This is a genomic window from Fibrella arboris, assembly GCF_041321095.1.
Classification (GTDB): domain Bacteria; phylum Bacteroidota; class Bacteroidia; order Cytophagales; family Spirosomataceae; genus Fibrella; species Fibrella arboris.
Map to the genome: position 1 here is coordinate 19620 of NZ_JBGGWE010000005.1, position 21371 is coordinate 40990.

At 55.9% G+C, this 21371-nt stretch carries 15 protein-coding genes; 10 read left to right on the forward strand and 5 right to left on the reverse strand.

Annotated features, from left to right (window positions below; genetic code table 11):
* The first annotated feature begins 22 nt into the window (after positions 1–22).
* Complete coding sequence (locus ACAW75_RS09935) at positions 23–2248, forward strand: xanthine dehydrogenase family protein molybdopterin-binding subunit (RefSeq protein WP_370728556.1); 2226 nt, start codon at positions 23–25, stop codon at positions 2246–2248.
* Between the two features lie 68 nt (positions 2249–2316).
* Here the strand turns inward: ACAW75_RS09935 and ACAW75_RS09940 are convergent, their stop codons facing one another.
* Positions 2317–3393, reverse strand: a complete 1077-nt coding sequence (locus ACAW75_RS09940) for an SMP-30/gluconolactonase/LRE family protein (protein WP_370728557.1) — start codon at positions 3391–3393, stop codon at positions 2317–2319.
* Positions 3394–3653: 260 nt separating this feature from the next.
* Here ACAW75_RS09940 and ACAW75_RS09945 point away from each other — a divergent pair, with 260 nt between their 5' ends.
* From ACAW75_RS09945 to ACAW75_RS09970, 6 genes are all read left to right on the forward strand, one after another.
* Complete coding sequence (locus ACAW75_RS09945) at positions 3654–4553, forward strand: SMP-30/gluconolactonase/LRE family protein (RefSeq protein WP_370728558.1); 900 nt, start codon at positions 3654–3656, stop codon at positions 4551–4553.
* A 38-nt stretch (positions 4554–4591) separates the two neighbouring features.
* A complete protein-coding gene (locus tag ACAW75_RS09950; RefSeq protein WP_370728559.1) occupies positions 4592–6181 on the forward strand; it encodes an FAD-dependent oxidoreductase in 1590 nt (529 codons plus the stop codon).
* Between the two features lie 172 nt (positions 6182–6353).
* Positions 6354–6872: a GFO_1088 family ECF-type sigma factor gene (locus tag ACAW75_RS09955; protein ID WP_370728560.1), complete on the forward strand. Its 519-nt coding sequence runs from the start codon at positions 6354–6356 to the stop codon at positions 6870–6872.
* Positions 6856–7641, forward strand: a complete 786-nt coding sequence (locus tag ACAW75_RS09960) for a HEAT repeat domain-containing protein (protein WP_370728561.1) — start codon at positions 6856–6858, stop codon at positions 7639–7641. Before ACAW75_RS09955 ends, ACAW75_RS09960 begins: the two co-directional genes overlap by 17 nt.
* Before the next feature lie 25 nt (positions 7642–7666).
* On the forward strand, positions 7667–8443 hold the full coding sequence (locus ACAW75_RS09965; protein WP_370728562.1) for a DUF4097 family beta strand repeat-containing protein: 777 nt from the start codon (positions 7667–7669) through the stop codon (positions 8441–8443).
* A 137-nt stretch (positions 8444–8580) separates the two neighbouring features.
* A complete protein-coding gene (locus ACAW75_RS09970) occupies positions 8581–9279 on the forward strand; it encodes a DUF4097 family beta strand repeat-containing protein (protein ID WP_370728563.1) in 699 nt (232 codons plus the stop codon).
* A gap of 50 nt (positions 9280–9329) precedes the next feature.
* Here ACAW75_RS09970 and ACAW75_RS09975 read toward each other — a convergent pair whose 3' ends face one another.
* Positions 9330–9464, reverse strand: coding sequence for a hypothetical protein (locus tag ACAW75_RS09975; protein ID WP_370728564.1), 135 nt, complete (start codon positions 9462–9464; stop codon positions 9330–9332).
* 106 nt (positions 9465–9570) lie between these two features.
* Here ACAW75_RS09975 and ACAW75_RS09980 point away from each other — a divergent pair, with 106 nt between their 5' ends.
* The 3 genes from ACAW75_RS09980 to ACAW75_RS09990 all read left to right on the forward strand — a co-directional run bounded on the left by ACAW75_RS09980 (position 9571) and on the right by ACAW75_RS09990 (position 16543).
* Positions 9571–12018 (forward strand): TonB-dependent receptor, encoded by a 2448-nt coding sequence (locus ACAW75_RS09980; protein ID WP_370728565.1) that lies wholly within the window; start codon positions 9571–9573, stop codon positions 12016–12018.
* A gap of 420 nt (positions 12019–12438) precedes the next feature.
* Entirely contained in the window at positions 12439–15096 is a 2658-nt protein-coding gene (locus ACAW75_RS09985; protein ID WP_370728566.1) for a hydroxysqualene dehydroxylase, read from the forward strand.
* Position 15097: 1 nt separating this feature from the next.
* On the forward strand, positions 15098–16543 hold the full coding sequence (locus tag ACAW75_RS09990; protein WP_370728567.1) for a sensor histidine kinase: 1446 nt from the start codon (positions 15098–15100) through the stop codon (positions 16541–16543).
* A 96-nt stretch (positions 16544–16639) separates the two neighbouring features.
* On the opposite strand, the gene ACAW75_RS09995 is transcribed toward ACAW75_RS09990, so the two are convergent.
* The 3 genes from ACAW75_RS09995 to ACAW75_RS10005 all read right to left on the reverse strand — a co-directional run bounded on the left by ACAW75_RS09995 (position 16640) and on the right by ACAW75_RS10005 (position 21289).
* Positions 16640–17428: a phytanoyl-CoA dioxygenase family protein gene (locus ACAW75_RS09995; RefSeq protein WP_370728568.1), complete on the reverse strand. Its 789-nt coding sequence runs from the start codon at positions 17426–17428 to the stop codon at positions 16640–16642.
* A gap of 61 nt (positions 17429–17489) precedes the next feature.
* Positions 17490–17768, reverse strand: coding sequence for a hypothetical protein (locus ACAW75_RS10000; RefSeq protein WP_370728569.1), 279 nt, complete (start codon positions 17766–17768; stop codon positions 17490–17492).
* A 155-nt stretch (positions 17769–17923) separates the two neighbouring features.
* Entirely contained in the window at positions 17924–21289 is a 3366-nt protein-coding gene (locus ACAW75_RS10005; RefSeq protein ID WP_370728570.1) for a UTP--glucose-1-phosphate uridylyltransferase, read from the reverse strand.
* Between the last annotated feature and the right edge of the window lie 82 nt (positions 21290–21371).

The window sequence follows — 21371 nt, forward strand, 5'->3', positions numbered from 1 at the left end:
AGGCATAATGACATCTCAGATCATGGCAAAGAAACTCATTGGTGACCCCATCGATCGGATCGATGGGGCACAGAAAGTAACGGGATCGGCCCGATACTCGGCTGATATAAACCGGCCCGGCCTGGTGCATGGCGTGCTGGTGATGAGTACCGTTGCAAGCGGGCGCATCCAAAGGCTCGACCCCTCCAAGGCGCTGAAACTCCCGGGCGTACTGGCTGTGATGTCGCACGAAAATGCGCCGAAGCTCGGGGGCATGGACAAGAACAAGACCAGTCAGACCGCCACCGACCGGGTATTGCATGTATTCCAGGACAACGTAGTGCATTACAACAACCAGCCGATAGCCATGGTCATTGCCGACACGTTCGAGCACGCCGTGGAAGGGGCGTCGCTGGTTCAGGTCACCTACGATGCTCAGCCGCCCAGACCGGAACTTCCCGCCAACATCGACAAAGCGGTTACGCCCAAGCAACTTCCCCGCTACGATGACCAGGTCGATACCATCCGGGGCGACCTGAAAAAGGGAATGGCCGACGCCAGCACCCGCCTGGAGGCTACCTTCTATACGCCTACGCAATACCACAACGCGCTGGAGCCCCACGCCCTCCTATCTTACTGGGAAGGCGACAAGCTGACCATGTACAATGCCACCCAGGGTATATCGGCCAGCCAGAAACGCGTGGCCGACATCTTTGGTATTCCCAGGGAAAATGTACGGGTGATCACGCAATACCTGGGCGGCGGTTTCGGGAGCAAAGGCACCACCTTTTCACAGGCAATGCTGGGCCCAATGGCCGCTAAACTGGTCAATAGGCCCGTTAAGCTCGTTCTGAAGCGCGAACACATGTTCGGGATGGTTGGCTCACGTTCGGCCACTGTGCAGAAGATGACTGCCGGCGCTACCGCCACCGGGCAACTAACGGCCATGTCGCACGATACGATGGCACAGACCGGCACGTTAGATGACTTTATGGAACCAGGGGGCACCATTACCCGGATGCTCTACGCCTGCCCGAATCTGGCAACATCGCATAAGTTCATCAAAGCCAGCATCGGCTACACATCGCCGATGCGGGCGCCGGGCGAAGCGCCGGGCGTCGTTGCGCTGGAGTGTGCCATCGATGAATTGGCCAGTCAGCTAACGATGGACCCGCTTCAGTTCCGGCTGGTTAACTACGCCGAAACGGACCCGCACAAGAACCTGCCTTACACCAGTAAATCATTGCGCGAATGCTACCAGCAGGGAGCCGACCGGTTTGGCTGGTCTAAACGGCCCGCCCAGCCACGCGCCACCCGCGATGGCAACTACCTGATTGGCACGGGCATGGCAACAACCGTCTATCCGGTCAACCGGGGCGAGTCGTCGGCCATGCTTCGCCTGAACGCAGACGGTACAGTTCGGCTGGAAACCGCAACGCAGGACCTGGGAACAGGTACGTTCACGATCATGACACAGCTCGCCGCCGAGGTTCTGGGCCTGTCGCCGGATAGGGTGACGCTCGGGGCGGGCGACTCCAAATACCCCGAAGCCGTTGGGTCGGGTGGTTCACGAACCACGGTCACTACGGGGTCGGCCGTGGCGCAGGCAGCGGAGGATGTACTGAAGCAACTGAAGAAGCTGGCCTACAGTGACCCAAAATCACCTTTGTATGCCGCTGCTGCCGCCGATCTTGTCGCCAGGAACGGACGACTCGAATCTAAATCGAACCCGAAGAAAGGCGAATCCTTTATCAGCCTGTTGAAGCGGAATGGCAATAGACCCGTAGAAGCAACGGTGAAATCGACATCAGGTGCCGAGAAAGACACCTATTCGATGAATGCCTTTGGGGCCGTATTCGTGGAGGTGCGGGTCGATGAAGCCCTGGGAGAGGTGCGCATCTCGCGCATGCTGGCCAGCATTGCGGCGGGCAAGATCGTAAACGAAAAAACGGCCAAAAGCCAGATCCTGGGTGGCATGGTGTGGGGCGTCAGCATGGCACTGCACGAATACGCTGCCCGTGATCAACGCACCAGCCGAATCATGAATCCGAATCTGGCCGAATACCACGTACCTGTCAATGCTGATATCAGGAATCTGGACGCGTTTTTTATTGAAGAAAACGATGAGATCGTTAACCCGGCGGGCGTGAAGGGCATCGGCGAGATTGGCATTGTAGGCACGGTATCTGCCATTGCCAACGCGATCTACCACGCCACCGGTAAACGCCACTACGACCTGCCAATTACGGTAGAGAAGGTAATGAGTTGATTGGTTGACCGGGCAATTGCTGAGGCGCGAGCGCTGCTACAGAGCCACCCAATGACCCGGTCAACCGCTTATAACTTTACCCTGAACAGCTTGAACGGGTAACTGACCTTATCCTGCCCGTCGTTATTCCTGGCCGTGCGGTTGATCTGAGCGGCTGTCACGTACAGGTAGCCATCGGGACCGATGCCGAAGCTATCGGGCCAGATCAGGCGATCATCGCGAACGACTGTCTCCAGCTTGCTGTCGGGTGTTACCCGGCGAATGGCTTTATTGGGTGAGTCGGTCAGGTACACATTACCCGCTTTGTCGGCGATCATTCCGTGCGAGACGCCGGTTTCGCCTACCAGTTCCACGCCTTTGGCCACCTCCGCAGGGGCCAGGTTGGGATTGATCAGCAGGTCGGTGGCAATCCGGTAGAGCTTGGTCTGATTAATGGCCCGGTAATAGAGGTAGCGGAAATCGGGGGTTAGGGCAATGCCATTCACGTTGCTACTGAACGATTTGCCCGTCTGGTCTTTCACCTCTTTCCCTTCGATGATCAGCTTGAAGCCCGGCTCGGCGGAAGTCGACTTGTCTTTTTCCAGTACCGTCCGGCTTTTACCCGACGTTAGGTCCAGCACCACAATGGCAGACCGTTTAGGGTCCGACAGATACGCTACCTGTCGCCGCGTATCGACCTGTACATCGTTGAGGCCGGTTTGCTCGCGGGGCAGGTCCTCGAACCGGTAGGTACGTTCCACCTTATTGGTTTTCAGGTTGATGCGAAGCAGCTTCATGCCGGCAATGATCGGCGGGCTGTCAGCAGGGTTGGCCGGGTCCAGCACCCAGAGCGTGTTGGTTTGATCAACAAACAACGCCTGCACATTGATGAACCGGTCTCTGGGTTTCAACGAATCCCATTGGTTTATCTCCGCGTTTGGGTAGGGTTTACGCTGCCCGTCAATAATCTCCGCCAACCCATACCGGTATTCTTTCTGCTTCGGAAACGTCACAAAAATGCGGCCCGGTGAATGCGGCGAAACAGCCAGGCCAACCGGTTGGTAAGGACCAAATTCGGCCACTTCGATCAGCCTGGGGTCCGTTTGTGCTGTGGCGGTGAGGCTAGTTATACTCGTTAGCAGAAGTGAAAGAAACAGGTTTTTCATGGTGTACTAAACAGGCTGTCGATTAACGGGCCACTCAATCACAAAGCCGAACGGGCCACTAACATCCGTTCGCCACTGGCTGTTGACTACCTACGGGAAACATGGCCTCTATGATCTACAGATATTATCTTTTTTTGTTCGTTATCGCTGGCGCGTTACTAGGGTGTGGGCCAACTGGGCTGGCTCAGAGCACAGTAAAGAGCACAGCCAACCAGGATTCTGTCACGACAATTGGCGAGGTGATACGGCTTGATCCGCGCTTGAATCAACTCATACCGGCGAAGGCCCGTATTCAGGTTATTGGCTCAGGCTTCGGCCATCTGGAAGGACCAGTCTGGGTACGAGACAGTACCATGCTGCTTTTTTCCGACTCCGAACACCGAACTATTTACCGCTGGTCTCCCACGAAAGGACTGTCGAAATTCCTGACGGAAACGGGGTACACGGGCCGCCTACCCTACAGCAAGGAATCGGGTACCAACGGCCTGGCGATAACCCCTCAGGGCGATCTGCTGATCTGTGAACATGGCGACCGGCGTGTAGCCCTCTTGGCAATGTCCCCTAAGAATGGCAAACGAACGCTGATCGATCATGCGGAGGGGAAGCGCCTGAACAGTCCCAATGATGTGGTGGTGCATTCATCGGGCAGCGTCTATTTCACCGACCCTCCCTACGGGCTACCCAGACGGGAAACCGATCCTTCCCGCGAAACACCGTATAGTGGGGTCTACCGGCTCGCGCCGACGGGCGCCCTATCGGTACTTTTGCGTGACTTAAACTGGCCAAATGGGCTGGCTTTCTCGCCCGACGAGCAAACACTGTATCTGACGGAATCCGACTCGCTACAGTCAAAAATTATGGCTTATCCCGTGCGGGCCAGCGGCGACCTTGGCAAAGGCCGTATCTTTTTCGAGATGGCGAACGTACCCAAACAGCTTCCCAATGACCGCGCCGATGGGCTGAAAGTGGATCGGGATGGCAACGTATGGGCAACCGGGCATGGCGGCGTGTTGGTGATCACCCCGGCCGGAACGCTTCTGGGCCGCATCAGCACGGGCGAAACCATTGCCAACGTGGCCTGGGGCGACGACGGCTCTACGCTTTACCTGGCTTCGGGACCGTATCTATGCCGGCTACGCACCAGCGTGAAGGGCTGGTAATGGTCGCTCCGCCACTGTCTACATAAACGTCTAAAACCATGACCGAAATTGCCGTTGCCCGCCTCGACGACCTAGCTGATGGGCAAGTAAAAGGAGTGAAAGTCGGCCAAGACAACGTATTGCTGGCCCGCGTGGGCGAAACGGTCTACGCCGTGGGGGCCGTTTGCCCGCATTACCAGGCACCACTGGCCAAAGGGTTGCTATGTGGGCACCGCCTCTACTGTCCCTGGCATCACAGCAGTTTCGATATCACCAACGGCGACCTGCTCGATCCACCCAGCCTCGACGGCCTGCCAACGTACCCGGTTAGCCTGCACGACGGGCAGATCTGGGTTACCCTGCCTGATACCAAAACGCCATTGACCGGTAATCCAGACCCTGAACAGCTACCGGCCGATGACCGGACCATTGTCATCCTTGGTGGCGGAGCAGCCGGCCTGACCGCCGCCCAAACCCTTCGCCAGGAGCAGTTTAGCGGTAGAATTGTCCTGATCACCCGCGAAAACGACTTACCCTACGACCGGCCTAAGCTCAGCAAGAATTTCCTGGATGGGCGCACACCCGCCGGGAAGGTGCCTCTACGCGGCGAAGCCTTTTACGAAAGAAATAACATTGAGGTTCAGGTCAATAACGAGGTAGCCTCGATTGATGCCGATGCCCACACGATCACCTTCACCGACGGTGAGTCGATGCACTTCCACGCGCTGATCGCTGCGACGGGCAGTACGCCCAACTCATTGACGGTGCCTGGCTCCGACAAGTCAGGTATCTTCACCCTACGCACTTTTGCCGACGCCCGGCAGCTCATTGATCAACTCCCTGAAGCTGGAAAAGCAGTGATCATTGGCGGTAGTTTCATCGGACTGGAAGTAGCGGCCAGCCTGCGTAAGCGTGCGTTACAGGTCACCGTTGTTACCCCGGAAACGGCGCTCTTTGAAAAAGTACTGGGCCCGGAAATTGGCACCCTGTTTCAGACGTTGCACGAGACCAACGGTGTAACGTTCCGGCTCGGCGCGACAGTTGATTCGCTGGACGGCGACGAGCGGGTTACCGCGGTGGTGCTCGAAAACGGCGAACGACTACCCGCCGACATCGTGATCGCAGGTATTGGCGTGCACCCAAACACAGCCTGTCTGGCCAGCCTGCCACAGGATGAGAAAGATAAAAGCGTCATCGTGGATACGTACCTGCAGGCCGCCCCGGACATATTCGCCGCAGGCGACATTGCCCATTTCCCCGACCACCGAAACGGCGAATCGCCCATTCGGATCGAACATTGGCGAACGGCACAGCAACACGGTATAATCGCCGCCCTGAACGTGTTGGGGAAGGCCAAACAGGTGGGCGAATCAGTGCCGTTTTTCTGGACAAATCACTACGAGAAGCGGCTCTCCTACGTTGGCCATGCCGACCAATGGGATGAGATCATCCTTCACGGAAGCGTTAAGAAGCAGGACTTTCTGGCATTTTATGTGAGTGGTAATCGGGTACTGGCTGTGGCCAGCATGAACCGGGATCAGGATTCGCTCGCGATCGAAGAACTGATGCGCCTCCGCCTGCTGCCGTGGGCTGAAGAGATTAGAGAACAGTTGCCCGACTTTATTCAATTAGCCCGCGAGGCATCCTGATCAATCAGTTACAGACGGCCCATTTACGGGCCGTCTTTTTTAGTTTTATATACGTGCACTAGTTTTATTTTAGCATATTACCCCATTGACTATCAGTAGTTTATGTAAACTATAAAAAATAATTTCATTTCCCTTGTAATGTTTACTGGCTTTGGGCGTCTTTGCCATTGACATGGACCTACACGCGTTTAAGCAACGGATTCTGCCCGTTCAGCACCGACTCTTCCGGCTGGCTTCGCTGTTTTTGCGGAATCGTGAAGACGCCGAAGATGCGTTGCAGGATGTGCTGATGCGCCTGTGGTCGAACCGTCAACAACTAGATACGTACCAGAGTGTGGAAGCCCTAGCCGTTCAGATGACCAAAAACCTGTGCATGGATCGTCTGAAGGCCCATGCCCGGCAAAAAGCAGTCGACAATGCCGATCTGACCAACGTACCTGGCGAACAACTGTCGCCCTATCGGCAACTGGAACTAACCGACAGTGGGAGCCAGCTGCGGCGGCTGATCGACGACCTGCCCGACGCGCAGAAGCTGGTGCTGCATCTGCGCGACGTGGAGGAATACTCGTTCGAGGAAATTGAGCAGGTAACCGGCCTATCGATCAACAACATCCGGGTTACCCTGTCGAGGGCAAGGCAGCGGGTACGCGACGGCTATTTACAAGTAAACAACTATGAATCAGAACATTGACAACCTGTTGACCCGGTACTATGCGGGTGAGACAACCCTTGATGAAGAACGGCAACTTCGCGACTTTTTCCGCAATACGCCAACGATACCGGAGCCTCTCCAGTCGCACGCGCCGCTTTTTCAGTACGTGACAACGACCCAGGCCGACCGGCTTCCACTTGGTTTCGTTGATCGGCTGGACCAGCAGGTTGCCCCACGTCCAGTCGGCAGAATTAGTCAGCTAACGACCTGGGGACTTCGGCTGGCAGCGGGGGTTACTCTCCTGCTCATTGGCTTCGCCGGTGGTCACCTGTATACCCAGTCGAAGGTTGCTAACACCACTTTGGTAGCCGTGAACAACCAGCCGGAAGCCTTGCTGTTGAAGAAAACCCTGACGTATGACGCCACCAGCCAAACCTCGGCCAGCGACCGGATTCAGGCGGTGAACCAGAGTTATGAACTGGCCAATGCCGACCAGGAAATAACGCAGCTGCTGATCAACACGCTCAACTTCGACGCCAACGTGAATGTTCGATTGGCGGCTTGTCAGGCCCTGTTGCATTTCAAGCAGGAAGAGGGCGTTCGGGAAGCGCTGATTCAGTCGCTGCGCATTCAGAAAGACCCGAACGTGCAGCTAACGCTGATCGACGCCCTGGTAGCCATCAAAGAAAAACGGGCCACGACCGAAATGCAGTGGCTGGCCCGTAACCAGCAGGTGCTGGAAGTAGTGCGCTTAAAAGCCGAAGAAGGAATCGGCGCCTTGACCAACACAGCTCAATCTCCTTCGTAATACACCTTAGTTAACTCCTATTATCATGAAAAAAGTACTCCTCCTGGGCATCGCCTGCCTGAGTCAGATCACTATGCTCTTTGCTCAGGAATATAGAACTAAACTGGCCAACAGTGGTGAGCAGAAAGTATCGATCCAGCTAAACGCGGCCAACCTGAAAATTGAAGGCTATAACGGCAATGAGGTGATCATTCAGACCACTGCCAAGATTCAGCCACCACCCGAACAGGCAAAGGGCCTGAAGCCCATCTACAACTCTGCCGTAGATAACACGGGCATCGGTCTGTCTGTCACGACTGAAAATGGCGGCATCCGAATCGAGAGCGCGTCGCGGAAAAACATGCCCTACACGATTCGTGTACCGCAAAAAGTGGCGGTGCTATATGAACAGATCAACTGGAACATGGGCCACATCACGGTGCAGAATGTAGACGGTGACCTGGAGCTTCGCACCAACAACGGTAGTATTTACCTGAACGACGTAACAGGGCCAGTGGTGGCCAATACCACCAATGGAGAGGTCAAAGTGACCTATTCAACACTGGACCAGCGCAAGCCAACCGCCATCACGACCATCAACGGCTCTATCGATGTGACGCTCCCCGCCGCCACCAAGGCCACGTTTAAACTGAGCACCATCAACGGAGAAATGTACACGGATTTCGATCTGGGCATGACCAAAAAAGACGGTATGACCCGCATGGGCGGCGGCCATGTCATCAACGGTACAGCGAACGGCGGCGGGGTTGATCTGCAGCTGAAAACGATCAACAGCGACATCTATATCCGCAAACAGAAATAAGGTGCGCTGGGTGTGTCGTGTCTTGCCACCGCCTGGTCGAAGGGTCAGGCGTTGGCAAGACACGAAAAAATCCATACCGCACTCTAGATAACTCACTCCCAATCAGCCATTTTACCCCTCCCTATACACCTGTTGCCATGAAAAATCCGCTGCTCTTACTGCTGATTCTCTTTTTGGTGAAGCCGGCTTTCTCGCAGAAAGTCACCACCAAAATCCTACCGTTAGGCGCCAGTCAGGCGGTTCACCTCAACCTGAAATTCGGCGACAGCATCCAGGTACGTTACTGGGACAAGCCGGACGCATCGGTGCGCATTTCGGCCCTCATCAACAACGGCAGGCTCAACGATGCACTCACCGTTGAAACAAGCTCGACCGATCAGGCCGTGAAACTGACGACTGACTTCGACAAAGACCTCATCCGGCAGGGTAAAACCGAAGATTGTCCCGGCAACAAACACAACTGGCATAGTGATAAGAACGGCGATTCGTATTCAGTTTGCAGTAAAATCAACTACGTTATTTTTCTGCCCCGGAAAGCCGCGCTCCGCGTGGAGACCATCAACGGAAATATTGCGATTCAAGGGGCTACCGGTCCGGTCTGGGCCAAGTCGATCAGCGGATTTGTCGATATGAGCTGGTCGGGCACGAAAGGCGCCAACGTGGCCATGAAGACCATCACGGGCGAAGTATATTCTGATCTGGCCATTGATTTCAAGGGAAAACGGCCGAAGAACCCCATTGTAGGCTACCAGCTGGAAGGCACTGTTCTCAGCGGTGGGCCGGAAGTGCGGCTGGAATCAATCAGCAACGATATTTTTCTGCGGAAAGAAAAATAACGGGTCCGTTTGATGGTTGTCATGCAACGTTTGTGTGCGTATTGCATCTTTCAACCGAACGACCATTCCGCTACGGTGCACAGCCAGGGTGAAAGGTGTTCAGGTACGTTCAGGTTCACCCCATTTTTGAGCTGGTTCATCCCATTGTCAACATGGGCCTGTGTGCCGCACTTAGTTTTGGTCATTCACTACGCTATCATTCAGTGACTATTGCCTGCCTATGACGAACAAGCGCAGACTGACAGCGTAACGAACGACCACTCAATGACCACGTAAATTCAATCAACCTTTATGAAACATTTTCTAGCCGTAGCCGCCCTGGCGCTATGGGTTGGGAACGCTTTTGCCCAAACCAGCCCAAAGGTCAACGTTACCGGATCGCTCGTTGACTCGACGACCACGAAATCCGTTCCGTTTGCTACCGTTGCGCTGCGCACGGCCGAGGCGCTGATGGGCGGTAGCACCACCGACAGCTCAGGTACGTTCCGGCTGACCAATCTGGCTCCCGGCAGTTATACGCTGGTGCTCTCGTCGGTAGGCTATCAGACCCGGATCAGACCTGTTACGCTGACCGGCGAACAGGCCACGGTGAATCTGGGCGCGATACAGCTGCCGTCGGAAAGTCGGACGCTGGGTGAGCTGACCGTTACGGCGCAGAAAGCGTTGATTGAAGAAAAAGGGGATAAGCTGATTTACAACGCCGAAAAAGACATCTCCAACGCAGGTGGCTCGGCGGCCGATGTGCTCCGAAAAGTACCGGCCCTCAGCCTGGATCTGGACGGGAACATTCAGATGCGGGGCAACAGCAACATCCGCGTACTGATCAACGGCAAACCCTCGGCCATGATGGCCCGCAACCTGGCCGACGCGCTGAAGCAGATGCCCGCCGACAATATCAAATCGATCGAAGTGATCACCAGCCCCGGTGCGAAATACGATGCCGAAGGAGCCGCGGGGGTGATCAATATCATCACCAAAAAAGCCTTGCAGGGATTCAACGGATCGGTGATGGCGTCGGCAGGTACGTTGAACCGCAGCGTGAACACGAAACTGTCGGTGAAGACAAAGAAAGTCGGTATCTCGCTGGCGGCCAATGGCTATCAGTTTCAGAACATTCGGGAAGCCGAGACAAGACGGAGCAGTCTATCAGGTGGTCAGGTGCTGAATGTTCTGACCCAGTCTAGCCACGCCGACAACACCGGCACGGGTGGCTACGGTGAGTTTAGCCTCGATTATGACCCCGACACCACGAGCCGCCTCAACGTCTCGGCAAACGCCTGGGGTGGCTCCTACCCCAATAATAGTTCGGTGATCAACCGGCTGACCGACCCGACGGGGAAGCTGCTTCAGTATTTCCGCAACGACATTCATTTCCGTAACCCATATGGCAACAGTCAGTTCGATCTGGGCTACACCAAAACCTTCCGCAAGCCCGCTGGTGTCAACTCGGACCGGGAATTTACGCTGCTCACCCAGTTTAGCCGGATGCCCGACAATTATTTCTACGACACCGACCGCTACACGATCAACGAAATTGAGCAGCTCAGCTTCAGGCAGCGGAGCACCAACTACAGCCGCAACAAGGAATACACCCTCCAGGCCGACTACACCCATCCGTTCCTGATCCGCTCGAGCCACGACACCACGCAGGCGAAACTGGAGGTAGGCCTGAAAGCCATCCGGCGCGATATTGGCAGCGAATACCGCGTTGAACAGTCGGTAGATGGCGCAGCCCCCTTCGTGGTTGACCCCAGCCAGTCGAATGATTTCGACTACAACCAGCAGATCGTTTCCGGCTACACGGCCCTACGCCTGGAGACCAACCGGAAATGGAATCTGAACCTGGGCGCCCGCCTCGAACGAACAACCATCGAGGGGAATTTTCTGACCACCCAAACCGCCCTGTCGACTCAGTACACCAACCTGATTCCGAGCGTGACCATTTCGAAAGGCATCAAAACGCATACGTTGAAGGTCAGTTACACCCAACGGATTCAACGGCCGCAACTCTGGTTTCTCAATCCGTGGGTAAATGCCAGCGACCCGCGCAACCTGCAAACCGGCAATCCGTACCTCAACCCCGAATTGAACCATGCCGTCGAGCTGGGCCACAGCGTATCGACGAAAGCCGGGTTATCGATCAACTCAGCGTTTTATTTCCGCATGACCAACAACGCCATCGAGTTCATTCGCACCGTCGATGAAGCCGGCATTTCGCTGAGCAGGCCCCAAAATATTGCCAGACGCATGGCCTATGGACTAAACACAAATGTATCGGGACAGGCCAACAAAAACTGGACGATGAACGGGGGCGTAGACCTCAGGTACGTCGATCTGAGCAGCCCCGCCCTGAATCAGGGCAATAGCGGCCTGGTTGGCAATCTGAATGTTAGCAGTACCTACAAACTCCCACGCGACTACACCTTCCAGGCAAACGCTAACCTGAACTCAGGCTGGATAAGCTTGCAGGGGATCGGCTCGCCCTTCTACTGGTACGGCTTTGCGCTGAAACGGGAGATGATGGCGAAAAAAGCAAGCCTGACGCTGGGAGTCAATAACCCATTCAACCGGGGTGTCTATCAAACACTGACCCAATCGGCCCCCACGTTTGCATCCGAAACGCGCTCGTTCTTCCTGAGCCGCTCCATCCGGCTGGCTTTTGAATGGCGGTTTGGGCAGATGAGTGCGGGTGGCAAACAAAGCAAGAAAGTACAAAACGACGATGCGGGTGGCCGGTAAGTAGGGGGAGGCCAAAGCAGGGAAAGCCATTCTAAAATATAGCCAGAAGTACGCTTTAACGTGCCGGTGCGTTTTGCGGTTGACCGCAGACCCACCGGCACGTTTTTGTTGTTCTGCCCAGCTCACTCTACAAAGCCTTTCCGGCGCGTTTGTTTAAGCCACAGCGATCCATTTCACGGACGTATTTGGAAAGGGCTTCCGATCAATCGAAGTCGACTGTCAGGTACGTTGCTTTGTCATCCAAATTCACCCGATCAACACCTAAAGGCCCAGCTGGTTTACCTAAGTGTTAGTACCGGATAGCACCCGGTGGCCAGGGAGTCTTCTATTCGTCATTTTGTTGTTGTCAACGCCTGTTTTCAGCTAAAAAAATGGTATATAGCTCTCTGGTTATCAGTACTATCCCCCTACCCTTACCTTATGCCTAAGAAAGTGGTCATCCTCGGTGGAGGTGTTGCCGGATTGAGTGCCGCTCACGAACTGGTTGAGCGGGGGTTTGAAGTTGTCGTCTACGAGAAAAAACCTACGTACCTGGGTGGTAAAGCCCGGTCGGTCGACGTACCTGGAACCAAGCTTCCGACGGCGGGCGGCGGGCAGAGCGCACCCTTACCAGGGGAGCATGGATTCCGCTTTTTCCCCGGATTTTATCGGCACATTACCGATACGATGAAGCGTATCCCCTTCACAGACGCAACGGGCCGTCAGAATCCGAACGGGGTCTTCGATAACCTGGTCGATGTGCAGCGCGTTGGTATTCTGCGCAATGGAAAGCCGCCCATCATTACGGTCGTCAGCTTCCCTAGATCACTGGCTGATCTTGAAGCAGCGCTATCGGTGCTGCACACCCACGATACAGGATTGAAGGATGGCGAAGCCCGTTTTTTTGCCAGTAAAGTATGGCAGCTGATGACCTCCTGCCAACGGCGGCGGGAGCTGGATTACGAGAAAATTGGCTGGTGGCAATTTATGGAAGCCAGCAGCTACAGTAAGCCTTATCAACACTTACTGGTCGAAGGCCTCACCCGCACCCTGGTAGCCGCCAATGCCAAACACGCCAGTACGAAAACCGGCGGCGACATTTTCATTCAGTTGCTTTTCAACATCGCCAACCCTGGTATGCATACCGACCGGGTGCTGAATGGCCCCACCACCGACGTGTGGCTGAAACCCTGGGAAGAATACCTGAGAAGCAAGGGGGTCCTTTTCCATCGAGGGGCGCTGGTTGAAAAGCTGGTAGTGGCTGATGGGGGTATAAAGTCGGTACAGATACGTGACTGGAGGAAGGCACTGGCGGCAGAAAACGCAGCGTCTCCGGGTTCGCCAGCGCCACCAGCCAGCTCGTTCGACTATGATCCGCCCGCCCTGGGCGATTACTACCTGCTGGCCACTCCGGTTGAAGTGACGGCTACTCTATTCGAGCATAGCGTTAAAAAAAATAATGGTAGTCTACAGCCACTCGATAAACTAGCCGATAATGTCGCCTGGATGAACGGCATACAGTTTTACCTCAATCAACCGGTAGACATCGTGCAGGGGCATTGCATCTACGTCGACAGCGAGTGGGCATTAACGTCGATCTCGCAGTTACCCTTCTGGTCGGGTTACCGGATGGATGAGCGGGGCGATGGCCATGTACAAACCATCTTCTCGGTCGATATCTCCGACTGGAATACACCAAGCAGTAAAGATGACCCGGATCTGAAGCCGATGAAGGCCAAAGACTGTCAGACATTCGATGAGATTGCCGACCGGGTATGGGCGCAGCTCAAGCGGAGCCTCAACGTCAACGGCACCACCGTTCTGAGCGATAGCATGCGACAGGGCGTTTACAACGACCACGGCCAGGAATACAAAGGCTACTATCTGGATCACTCGATCAACATGCAGGTGCCACCCAACGCAGTTGATCCAGCGGCGTCGACGGTCGGGGTGCCAATGGCAGATCTGAAAGCGGTAAACCACGAGCCACTGCTGGTCAATACGGTCGACAGTTGGGGAATGCGCCCCGATGCCTACGTTGACGGGATCTCAAACCTGTTTCTGGCCTCTGATTACGTACGGACCAACACCGACCTGGCCACGATGGAAGGGGCCAACGAAGCTGCCCGCCGGGCTGTCAACTGCATCATCGACGCAGCGGGGGTCGATGCTGAACCCTGCCAGATCTGGAACCTGCAGGAGCCTGCTTTCTTTGTGCCCCACAAATGGTACGACGCTTACCGCTACCAGCGCGGATTACCCTATGGCCATCCGCCGGGATGGCTAAAGGCATTGTTCCTGATCTGGGGGGTTATCTACGGCATTGGTTTTGCCCTGGTGATCGCTTATTACTGGGTGCAGAACAAGCTGTCTCGCCGGCCAGAGCGCATCATTGCCAACCGGTCGGTTACGGACCCACCGGCCATTCACGCGGGAGGCACAGGCAAGGCGCACGCCCTTCAGGTGCCGTTCATGCTTGCCATGATGGCCCTGGGCGTTGGGTTGCTCATCCTCGATAGCCAGATTGATCTTGGCTGGCACACGGCCGCTGTCTGGGGGTATGGCCTTACCGCCTTGTACGCTGCCTATGTGCTGATTAGCCGTGATACGGTTGTCGGCGCCATTCTGTCCTTTGCGCTCGTAGCCGGTTTTGCCGAGCTGGTCAGTGATTTCTACCTGGTCTCCATCACAAACACGCTTGTGTATCCCAGCCCCGAACCCCGGCTGTGGGAATCACCCGCGTATATGCCGTTTAGCTGGGCAGTGGTGTTAACCCAGATTGGCTTTATAGGTTACCTGATCATGAAGCGGCTCAGCCCGCTGAAAACGGGTCTGCTGCTTGTCCCGATCAGTGGTATTCTGATCCCGCTCTACGAAAAATGGGCCATTCACGGGGGCTGGTGGGCGTATGTGGGCGCACCCGAATGGCATGGTGTACCGTACTATATTTATCTGGCCGAAGCGCTGCTGGTCTTCCCGGTTCCCTATTTTATTCGCAAAGCGACGGTCACTGGTGGGCGCTGGGCGCTGCCTGCCGGCCTACTGGAAGGACTCGTCATGCTGGTCGCCTGCCTGATCGCCTTTAAACTTGTCGGATAATATGCTGCAACGAGTAAGTGCCTACTTCTTCCCGCCTGACTTTTCAGGCACCGACGAAAATCGCCGTCAGGCAACCATCATCGTCAATTCCGTTGTCCTGACCTCCCTGTTTACCCTCAACTACGTCATTCTTTGCGTGTGGCTCCACTATGAACCTGGCCTGTATATCATGCTGGCGAACCTACTGGTTTTTGTGGGGGCCATTCTACTGTTTAAAGCTGGCCTGATCACGCACGTAGCGCTGGGATACACCTTCAATCTGTTCGGTATTCTCTTCGTCTTTCTGGAGTGTTTTTACCTTGGCGGTTTTTATGGCGACGTTACGATCTGGCTGGTGGTGATGCCGCTGGTAGGTACGTTCCTGCTGGGCAAAACGGGCGGCTTCATTACACTCGGCCTCTCCCTGACGCTGCTTCTTGTCCTCTGGTACCTGGAATACCGGGGCGTTGTGATTCCCAATCATATCACGCTGGACCAGTACCGGTTATTCTTCCGGCTCAATATCATTGCAGGATTGATGCTGATCATTCTGATCATCGCGTTTGTCTTTACCGAATCAAACAACCGCGCCCTCCGCCTGATCACGGAGAAAAACGATTTACTCCTGCTACGCACTGAACAGCTTGAACAGTCGCTGAACGAACTGCGGGCCACGCAGGTACAGCTCATCCAGAAAGAGAAAATGGCCAGCCTGGGTGAGCTGACAGCGGGAATTGCCCACGAGATCCAGAACCCGCTCAACTTTGTCAATAATTTTGCCGAGGTGAGTAGCGAACTGGTTGTGGAGCTGAAAGAAGGTTCACTGATGCTGTTGCCGGTCGAAGAGAAAGGATATGCGGATGAGATCGTGGGCGATCTCTCGCATAATCTGGTAAAGATTTCGCAGCACGGTCAACGGGCTTCGGCCATCGTGCGCGGCATGCTGAAGCACAGTAGCAGCAGTACCGGCGAACGTCAGCCAACTGACCTCAACGCCCTGACCGATGAGTACCTGCGCCTCAGCTATCATGGTCTACGGGCAAAAGACAAGTCATTTAATTGCCAGCTTATCACGGATTTCGACCCTCACCTACCGCTTCTGAACATAGTAGGGCAGGATATTGGTCGGGTGTTGCTGAATCTATTCACCAATGCCTTCTACGCCGTACAGCAGAAAGCCACCGAGACGGGTCCATTAGCCAGCTATGAACCAACCGTCAGTGTCCGCACCTGCCAGAAAAACGGAAAGATAGAAGTTCATGTACAGGACAACGGTACTGGTGTTTCTGATGGTATCAAGGCCAAGATCTTCCAGCCTTTTTTCACCACCAAACCAACCGGTCAGGGTACAGGACTGGGGCTCAGCTTAAGTTACGATATTGTGACAAAAGGACATGGCGGTGAACTGTCTTTAAAAAGCCAGGAAGGAAACGGGACCGAGTTTGTGGTCAGCCTGCCAACCAGCTAATAACCACGGGCTTTCGTACGGGTACCAGCCGGTGCCTTGTCCAGGAGCAACAGGGTACCCGGATCGTATCTCGTCCTAGTTCCTGCTCAACCTGTGCTATCCCAAGTCGTCTAGGCCCAATCGAATAGCTGCTTCCACGGGCGTGTAGCCAGTTGCAGGATCGCCAATGGTCAGTTCGTCGCGTAGCAACAGGGGTGGTTGCGCCAGGAACCGGGGTTCGGTGCCGTGATGTGCCTGTGCGGCATGCACCAGAAACGGATGACAGAGGTACACCGTGCCCGCTTTGCCCGTAGCCACGGTTTCGGTCCGATCAGGCAATTCACTCAGCTTACCGGCCAGGTCCATAAACGAGAGCCCCGCTTCGCCAGCCGGGTGCAGCAGGGTGGCCACGTCGCGGTGCGAGCCGATTCGGAGGCGCGTCGGGGCGTCCTGGCCAGTGCAGTCGGAGAACAGAAAGAGCATCAGCAGCGCCCGCCCCCTCGACCGCACGTTGACTCGCCAGTCGAGATAATGGGTAGGGTCAGCCCCCGGAAAACTGGCGTCGACATGCCAGCCGGTATCGCCCGGCTCCTCGGCCGAAGGAAACCGCACGGGGAACGTACCCAGGTTGTGACGGGGCACCCAGCGGCCCAGGCCAACCAGTTGATCGAAAGCCTGGTGCAGCATAGCCGTATTAGCCGCCCGCTGGAAAGGCGCCTGCCCATACATACCCGGCCGAACAACGGACTGTGTCCAGGTGGCGGGGTCGTTGGGGTCACCGGGCAGATCCTGCCAAAGGATAGCCCGGGCTTCCTGTGCATCATCCGCCGAGAAAGCACCCTCGATTCGGACGAACCCATCCTGAATGAACTGCTCGATTTGGTAGGGGTTCAGACCAGCTTGCATAAGAGAGAACGTATGGGAAATTCTCTGTTGGCAACGTACCTGGTACGTCAAACAGAGGCGTTTATTCGGAAAAACTAAACTGTATAAGCACCGGTTCAACGTCAGCCATCCCCTCGTACAGCGGCGGGTCGGTCAGTTCGTCAATGGTCAGGTCAGTTGGGGTATGTCCCGATGCGTTTACGGATTCCGTTGCCAGGGCCTTGGCTACCTGATGAATCAAGGCCAGCCGCGAATAGACCGAGCCGGGCTGCGTCTGGGCCAGTTCGCCCAGCCGGGTGTTAAACGTATGCGCGGGTACGTCGATCACTTGGTGTTTGCGGGGTTCGTTCGCTTCCTCCATAGCTCCTGAACGACTTTCAGGGCAGTTCGGTTACGCGTTGAACACGAAGCGTCACACCGACTTCCGTATGTGTCGTCTTTGATACAACCAAAGACGCCCGACCCGACACAGCTTTGACGCGGCATTGGGTCGGGCGTTACGTTTTACCACCGCTGCTAGACCGCGTCAACAGGCGCAGCACTGGCCGCGGGAAACGAGCATAACGTGGCTACATAGTCTTTACTGCCATCGGTGACCCAGGCGTCGAGTTGGGCGGGGTCTTTGAGTTGCTGCCCGCGCAGACGCGGCACGACCACGTACCCACAGGCCACATCGGTCAACGCCGACATATCGCTCCATAGTTTTTCGATCTGCGCCACGGGGTAAATATCCTCCTGCCCATGTCCCCAGCGGTATTTCACGTCTTTCAGGGTCACATAGGTCGGAATCCGGTGCGCCACGCTCCGCACGGCTTTCGCCAGTTGGGCCTCGTCGCCGGTTTGCAGGTCGGCGCGGGTGAGGCCGAACAGTTGCAGCAGCGGGTCGATCTGAATCCAGGTCGTGTTCGAGTTATAGTAACTCAGGTTCAGTTCGTCCTCTTCACGCGGCTGCGCCAGTCCTTCCAGCAAGCGAACGTGTCCGTTTACCCGCGCCAGTCCGCCCCCACGGTCCTCGATCCGGCGCGGCACCACTTCAAACGTGAGCACGTTGCCCGACTCGAGATGGTGGCCTAGAGCAGCCGGGTCTACATCGGCGCCGAGCGTATCGATGTTGTGCAGCATCAGCGTATCAACGTCCGGGTGTTCGGCCAGCAGCTTCGCCAGCGTGCCGTTGCGCAACAGGTTCGACACCTCATACCAGTGCCCCAGGGGCGAGAACCGCTGCGCCGCAATGTTATCGACATAATCAGTCCCCTCTCCTTTCGATTTAGCCCAGGCGATCATCGACTGCCGAACGGCATCGCGCACTTTTTGCTTGTTCTCGTCGAGGGTTTCCTGCGGCATTTCCTCGTACAGGAACCGCAGGTCACGCTCCATCGGTACAAACCGCTGCCCGATTGACCGGCCCGGCGACAGGTACGTTGGCCCCGGGTAGCCAAAGTTGCCTGTTTGCGCCAGCTTCTTCTGAATTGGCTCGTGGGTCATATAACTGGTGGCGACCAGGTGCGGAATGGCGGTACCATATTTCTCGGCCAGTTTCCGCGTTTTCGCCAGGTGGATTTCCAGGAAGCTGCGGTGCGAGCCGTCCAGCTCCACAAACGGATTGATGGTCTTGATCACACCCGCCCCTTTGGTCCAGCGGCTCCCAACACCGGCACCCAGGCTCAACACGGCTACTTTCCCGGCCCGAATAGCGGCTTCGCCTATCTGTGCGGCGGCCGCTACGGAATCAAGCGGCACCACATCGCCCGGCAGTACATCGTCAATCGCGGTGTCGGCGGGCAGGCGATTCCGCGAGAGGCCGATACGTCCCTTCTGAATTTCTTCCCGGATATCTTCATGCTGAATGAAGTCAAAGCCGTTGTCTTTTTTGATGCGGTCCGCTTTGTCGTTCTCCACGCTCCGGTTACCCTGCGAGGTAGGGTCCGACACCTTGAACAGGTTGCTGATGATCGTTCGAAGCAGCGGGTAGGCCTGGTTATTTTGTTCGCAGTGAGTCGTGAAGAAATCAATTTCGGCCCGGCGCCCATACGGTATCGACGCGGGATCCTTCCTGACCAGTTCCGACACGTGAATACCGTAATAGGGTTCGGGCATCAGGGCGTCATTGCCTTCGTGCAGCGTGGCCCAGGTGCCGCGTGGGTTGATGCTCCAGTTGTACACCACCGGCTCCATGGCAAACGGCAGCGAGTCAGACAGTTCGGCTTTCGTTTTTCGCAGAATAGCCAGTACCTGCATTTTGTAGTCTTCGTACTGCGCCGGGTTCACGAACATGCCCATACCGCCACCCGACATGCCACCGAGCATCAGGAAGCCGTAATAATCAGCACCAAACTGCTTTTTGGCCTTTGCAATGATCTGTTCGGTAAAGTACGTCGACGCCCAGGGAATGATCGTTTTGATGGGGCCTTCCCAGTTGCGGGCCGTATTTTCGCCCAATTTCCTGATATCACCCTCCTTGATAGCGCCCAGAATATTATCAAAGATCTGGTTCGTCTGCTGGCGGGCCACCCATTCTTTGTCGCCCCGGAGGAGGTATTTCTCCGTCACCATTTCCAGAATCGGACCAACGTTGGAGGCCATGCCACCGTGCATCAGCACCAGCGAGTTCATGATCTTTTCCTGAATCTCGGGATGCACTTCGTCGCCCTGCAATACGCGGTGACGCGGCAGCAACGTACCCCGACTGATGCCGAACTCCGGGTCGCCCTTCTGCGCAAATGTGCCCTGAATGGCTTTGATACCCGGCCACACACCGCCCGAATCCTGCCAGCCGCCACCCGATCCGCCGATCCACTCGCCCAGAATAGCCCGGGAAGCCACCAGCCGCCGTTCACTTTCTTCCAGTCCTCCTTCCAGGTTCCGGGTCTGCCCCGTAGCCCGCATCAGCAGACTGATGATTGACCCCAGCAGGTTAGTCGATACGGCAAAACGAGACCCTTTGGGAATATCATTCACCTTCGTGACCAGTTCGATACCCATGCCCGGCGCTACAATACGCGCCAGAATCTCGGCCAGCGACTGGTTTGTTCCTTCAAACGAGGGCGGAATAAGGCCCGACGCAATGACGCCAGCCTTTACCAGGCTCAGATAATCATTGCCGAAGTTGAACAGATCGGCCAGGTCCGATACGTCTTTGGTGGTGTTCAGGTCAACGCTGGTGAGGCGGAGGACCGGTTCCGAGATAACCCGCACGAAGCATTCCAGGGGTGGCCGGATGTCTTTGTCACGTCCGAACACGCCCAGGTCGATCGAAATGTTGATCACGCGGGCGCCTTCGGGGTAATCCATGCCCAGAAAGAAAATATCTGACCAGCCGCTGTGCGTCAGGTCCATCCGCACGGATGTCTGTTCGTGCAGAACGGGGTAGAAAAGCGAATTGTCGGACCGTTGCAGCAGTTTTGGCTGAATGCGGATCGGGTGCTCGGTCTGATGGCCTACCCGAAACATCCATTGGTTCCCCTTGCTCGACCGCACACTTTTCCGAACCTGGTCGGCCAGAATCTGAAACGATAGCTGATGGTAGCTATCGGCCAGCGCACTGAACAGCGTTGCGCTTGGCCCCTGCCTGTCCAGTTCGTGCAGGAACGTAGCGATGGCCTGTTCAAACCGGCGGGCCAGCAAATCCTCAAAGCCGGCGTAGGGGATTTTACCAATCGCGGGCGTTTCCGGGGCCTCCATCAGCGAGAATCGAAAACCCGCCGACAGAAACAGAATAGCCCTTACTTTATCGTATAGATTCGGCGTGGCCTTTCGGAAATCGTCGAGCTCCAGCAAGGCCTTCAACAGGTTACTGGCGGTTAGGCTTCGGCTCAGGTCAAAAAACGATCGATTCCGAACGGCAGGGTCTGCCGACGTAATAGTTTCTATAAAAACATTCATGCTTTTTTTGCTTGGGGCGGGGGTTGTGGGGTATAGGGCAAGGAGTGCTGATGTATCAGCAACACCCCTTGCTCTATACCCC

What these genes read in the sequence shown, in the direction of transcription:
- ACAW75_RS09950 (WP_370728559.1), top strand. Translation starts at nt 4,592, where the DNA reads ATGACCGAAATTGCCGTTGCCCGCCTCGACGACCTAGCTGATGGGCAA.
- ACAW75_RS09940 (WP_370728557.1), bottom strand. Translation starts at nt 3,393, where the DNA reads ATGAAAAACCTGTTTCTTTCACTTCTGCTAACGAGTATAACTAGCCTC.
- ACAW75_RS10000 (WP_370728569.1), bottom strand. Translation starts at nt 17,768, where the DNA reads ATGGAGGAAGCGAACGAACCCCGCAAACACCAAGTGATCGACGTACCC.
- ACAW75_RS09995 (WP_370728568.1), bottom strand. Translation starts at nt 17,428, where the DNA reads ATGCAAGCTGGTCTGAACCCCTACCAAATCGAGCAGTTCATTCAGGAT.
- ACAW75_RS09980 (WP_370728565.1), top strand. Translation starts at nt 9,571, where the DNA reads ATGAAACATTTTCTAGCCGTAGCCGCCCTGGCGCTATGGGTTGGGAAC.
- ACAW75_RS09965 (WP_370728562.1), top strand. Translation starts at nt 7,667, where the DNA reads ATGAAAAAAGTACTCCTCCTGGGCATCGCCTGCCTGAGTCAGATCACT.
- ACAW75_RS10005 (WP_370728570.1), bottom strand. Translation starts at nt 21,289, where the DNA reads ATGAATGTTTTTATAGAAACTATTACGTCGGCAGACCCTGCCGTTCGG.
- ACAW75_RS09935 (WP_370728556.1), top strand. Translation starts at nt 23, where the DNA reads ATGGCAAAGAAACTCATTGGTGACCCCATCGATCGGATCGATGGGGCA.
- ACAW75_RS09970 (WP_370728563.1), top strand. Translation starts at nt 8,581, where the DNA reads ATGAAAAATCCGCTGCTCTTACTGCTGATTCTCTTTTTGGTGAAGCCG.
- ACAW75_RS09975 (WP_370728564.1), bottom strand. Translation starts at nt 9,464, where the DNA reads ATGACCAAAACTAAGTGCGGCACACAGGCCCATGTTGACAATGGGATG.
- ACAW75_RS09960 (WP_370728561.1), top strand. Translation starts at nt 6,856, where the DNA reads ATGAATCAGAACATTGACAACCTGTTGACCCGGTACTATGCGGGTGAG.
- ACAW75_RS09990 (WP_370728567.1), top strand. Translation starts at nt 15,098, where the DNA reads ATGCTGCAACGAGTAAGTGCCTACTTCTTCCCGCCTGACTTTTCAGGC.
- ACAW75_RS09985 (WP_370728566.1), top strand. Translation starts at nt 12,439, where the DNA reads ATGCCTAAGAAAGTGGTCATCCTCGGTGGAGGTGTTGCCGGATTGAGT.
- ACAW75_RS09955 (WP_370728560.1), top strand. Translation starts at nt 6,354, where the DNA reads ATGGACCTACACGCGTTTAAGCAACGGATTCTGCCCGTTCAGCACCGA.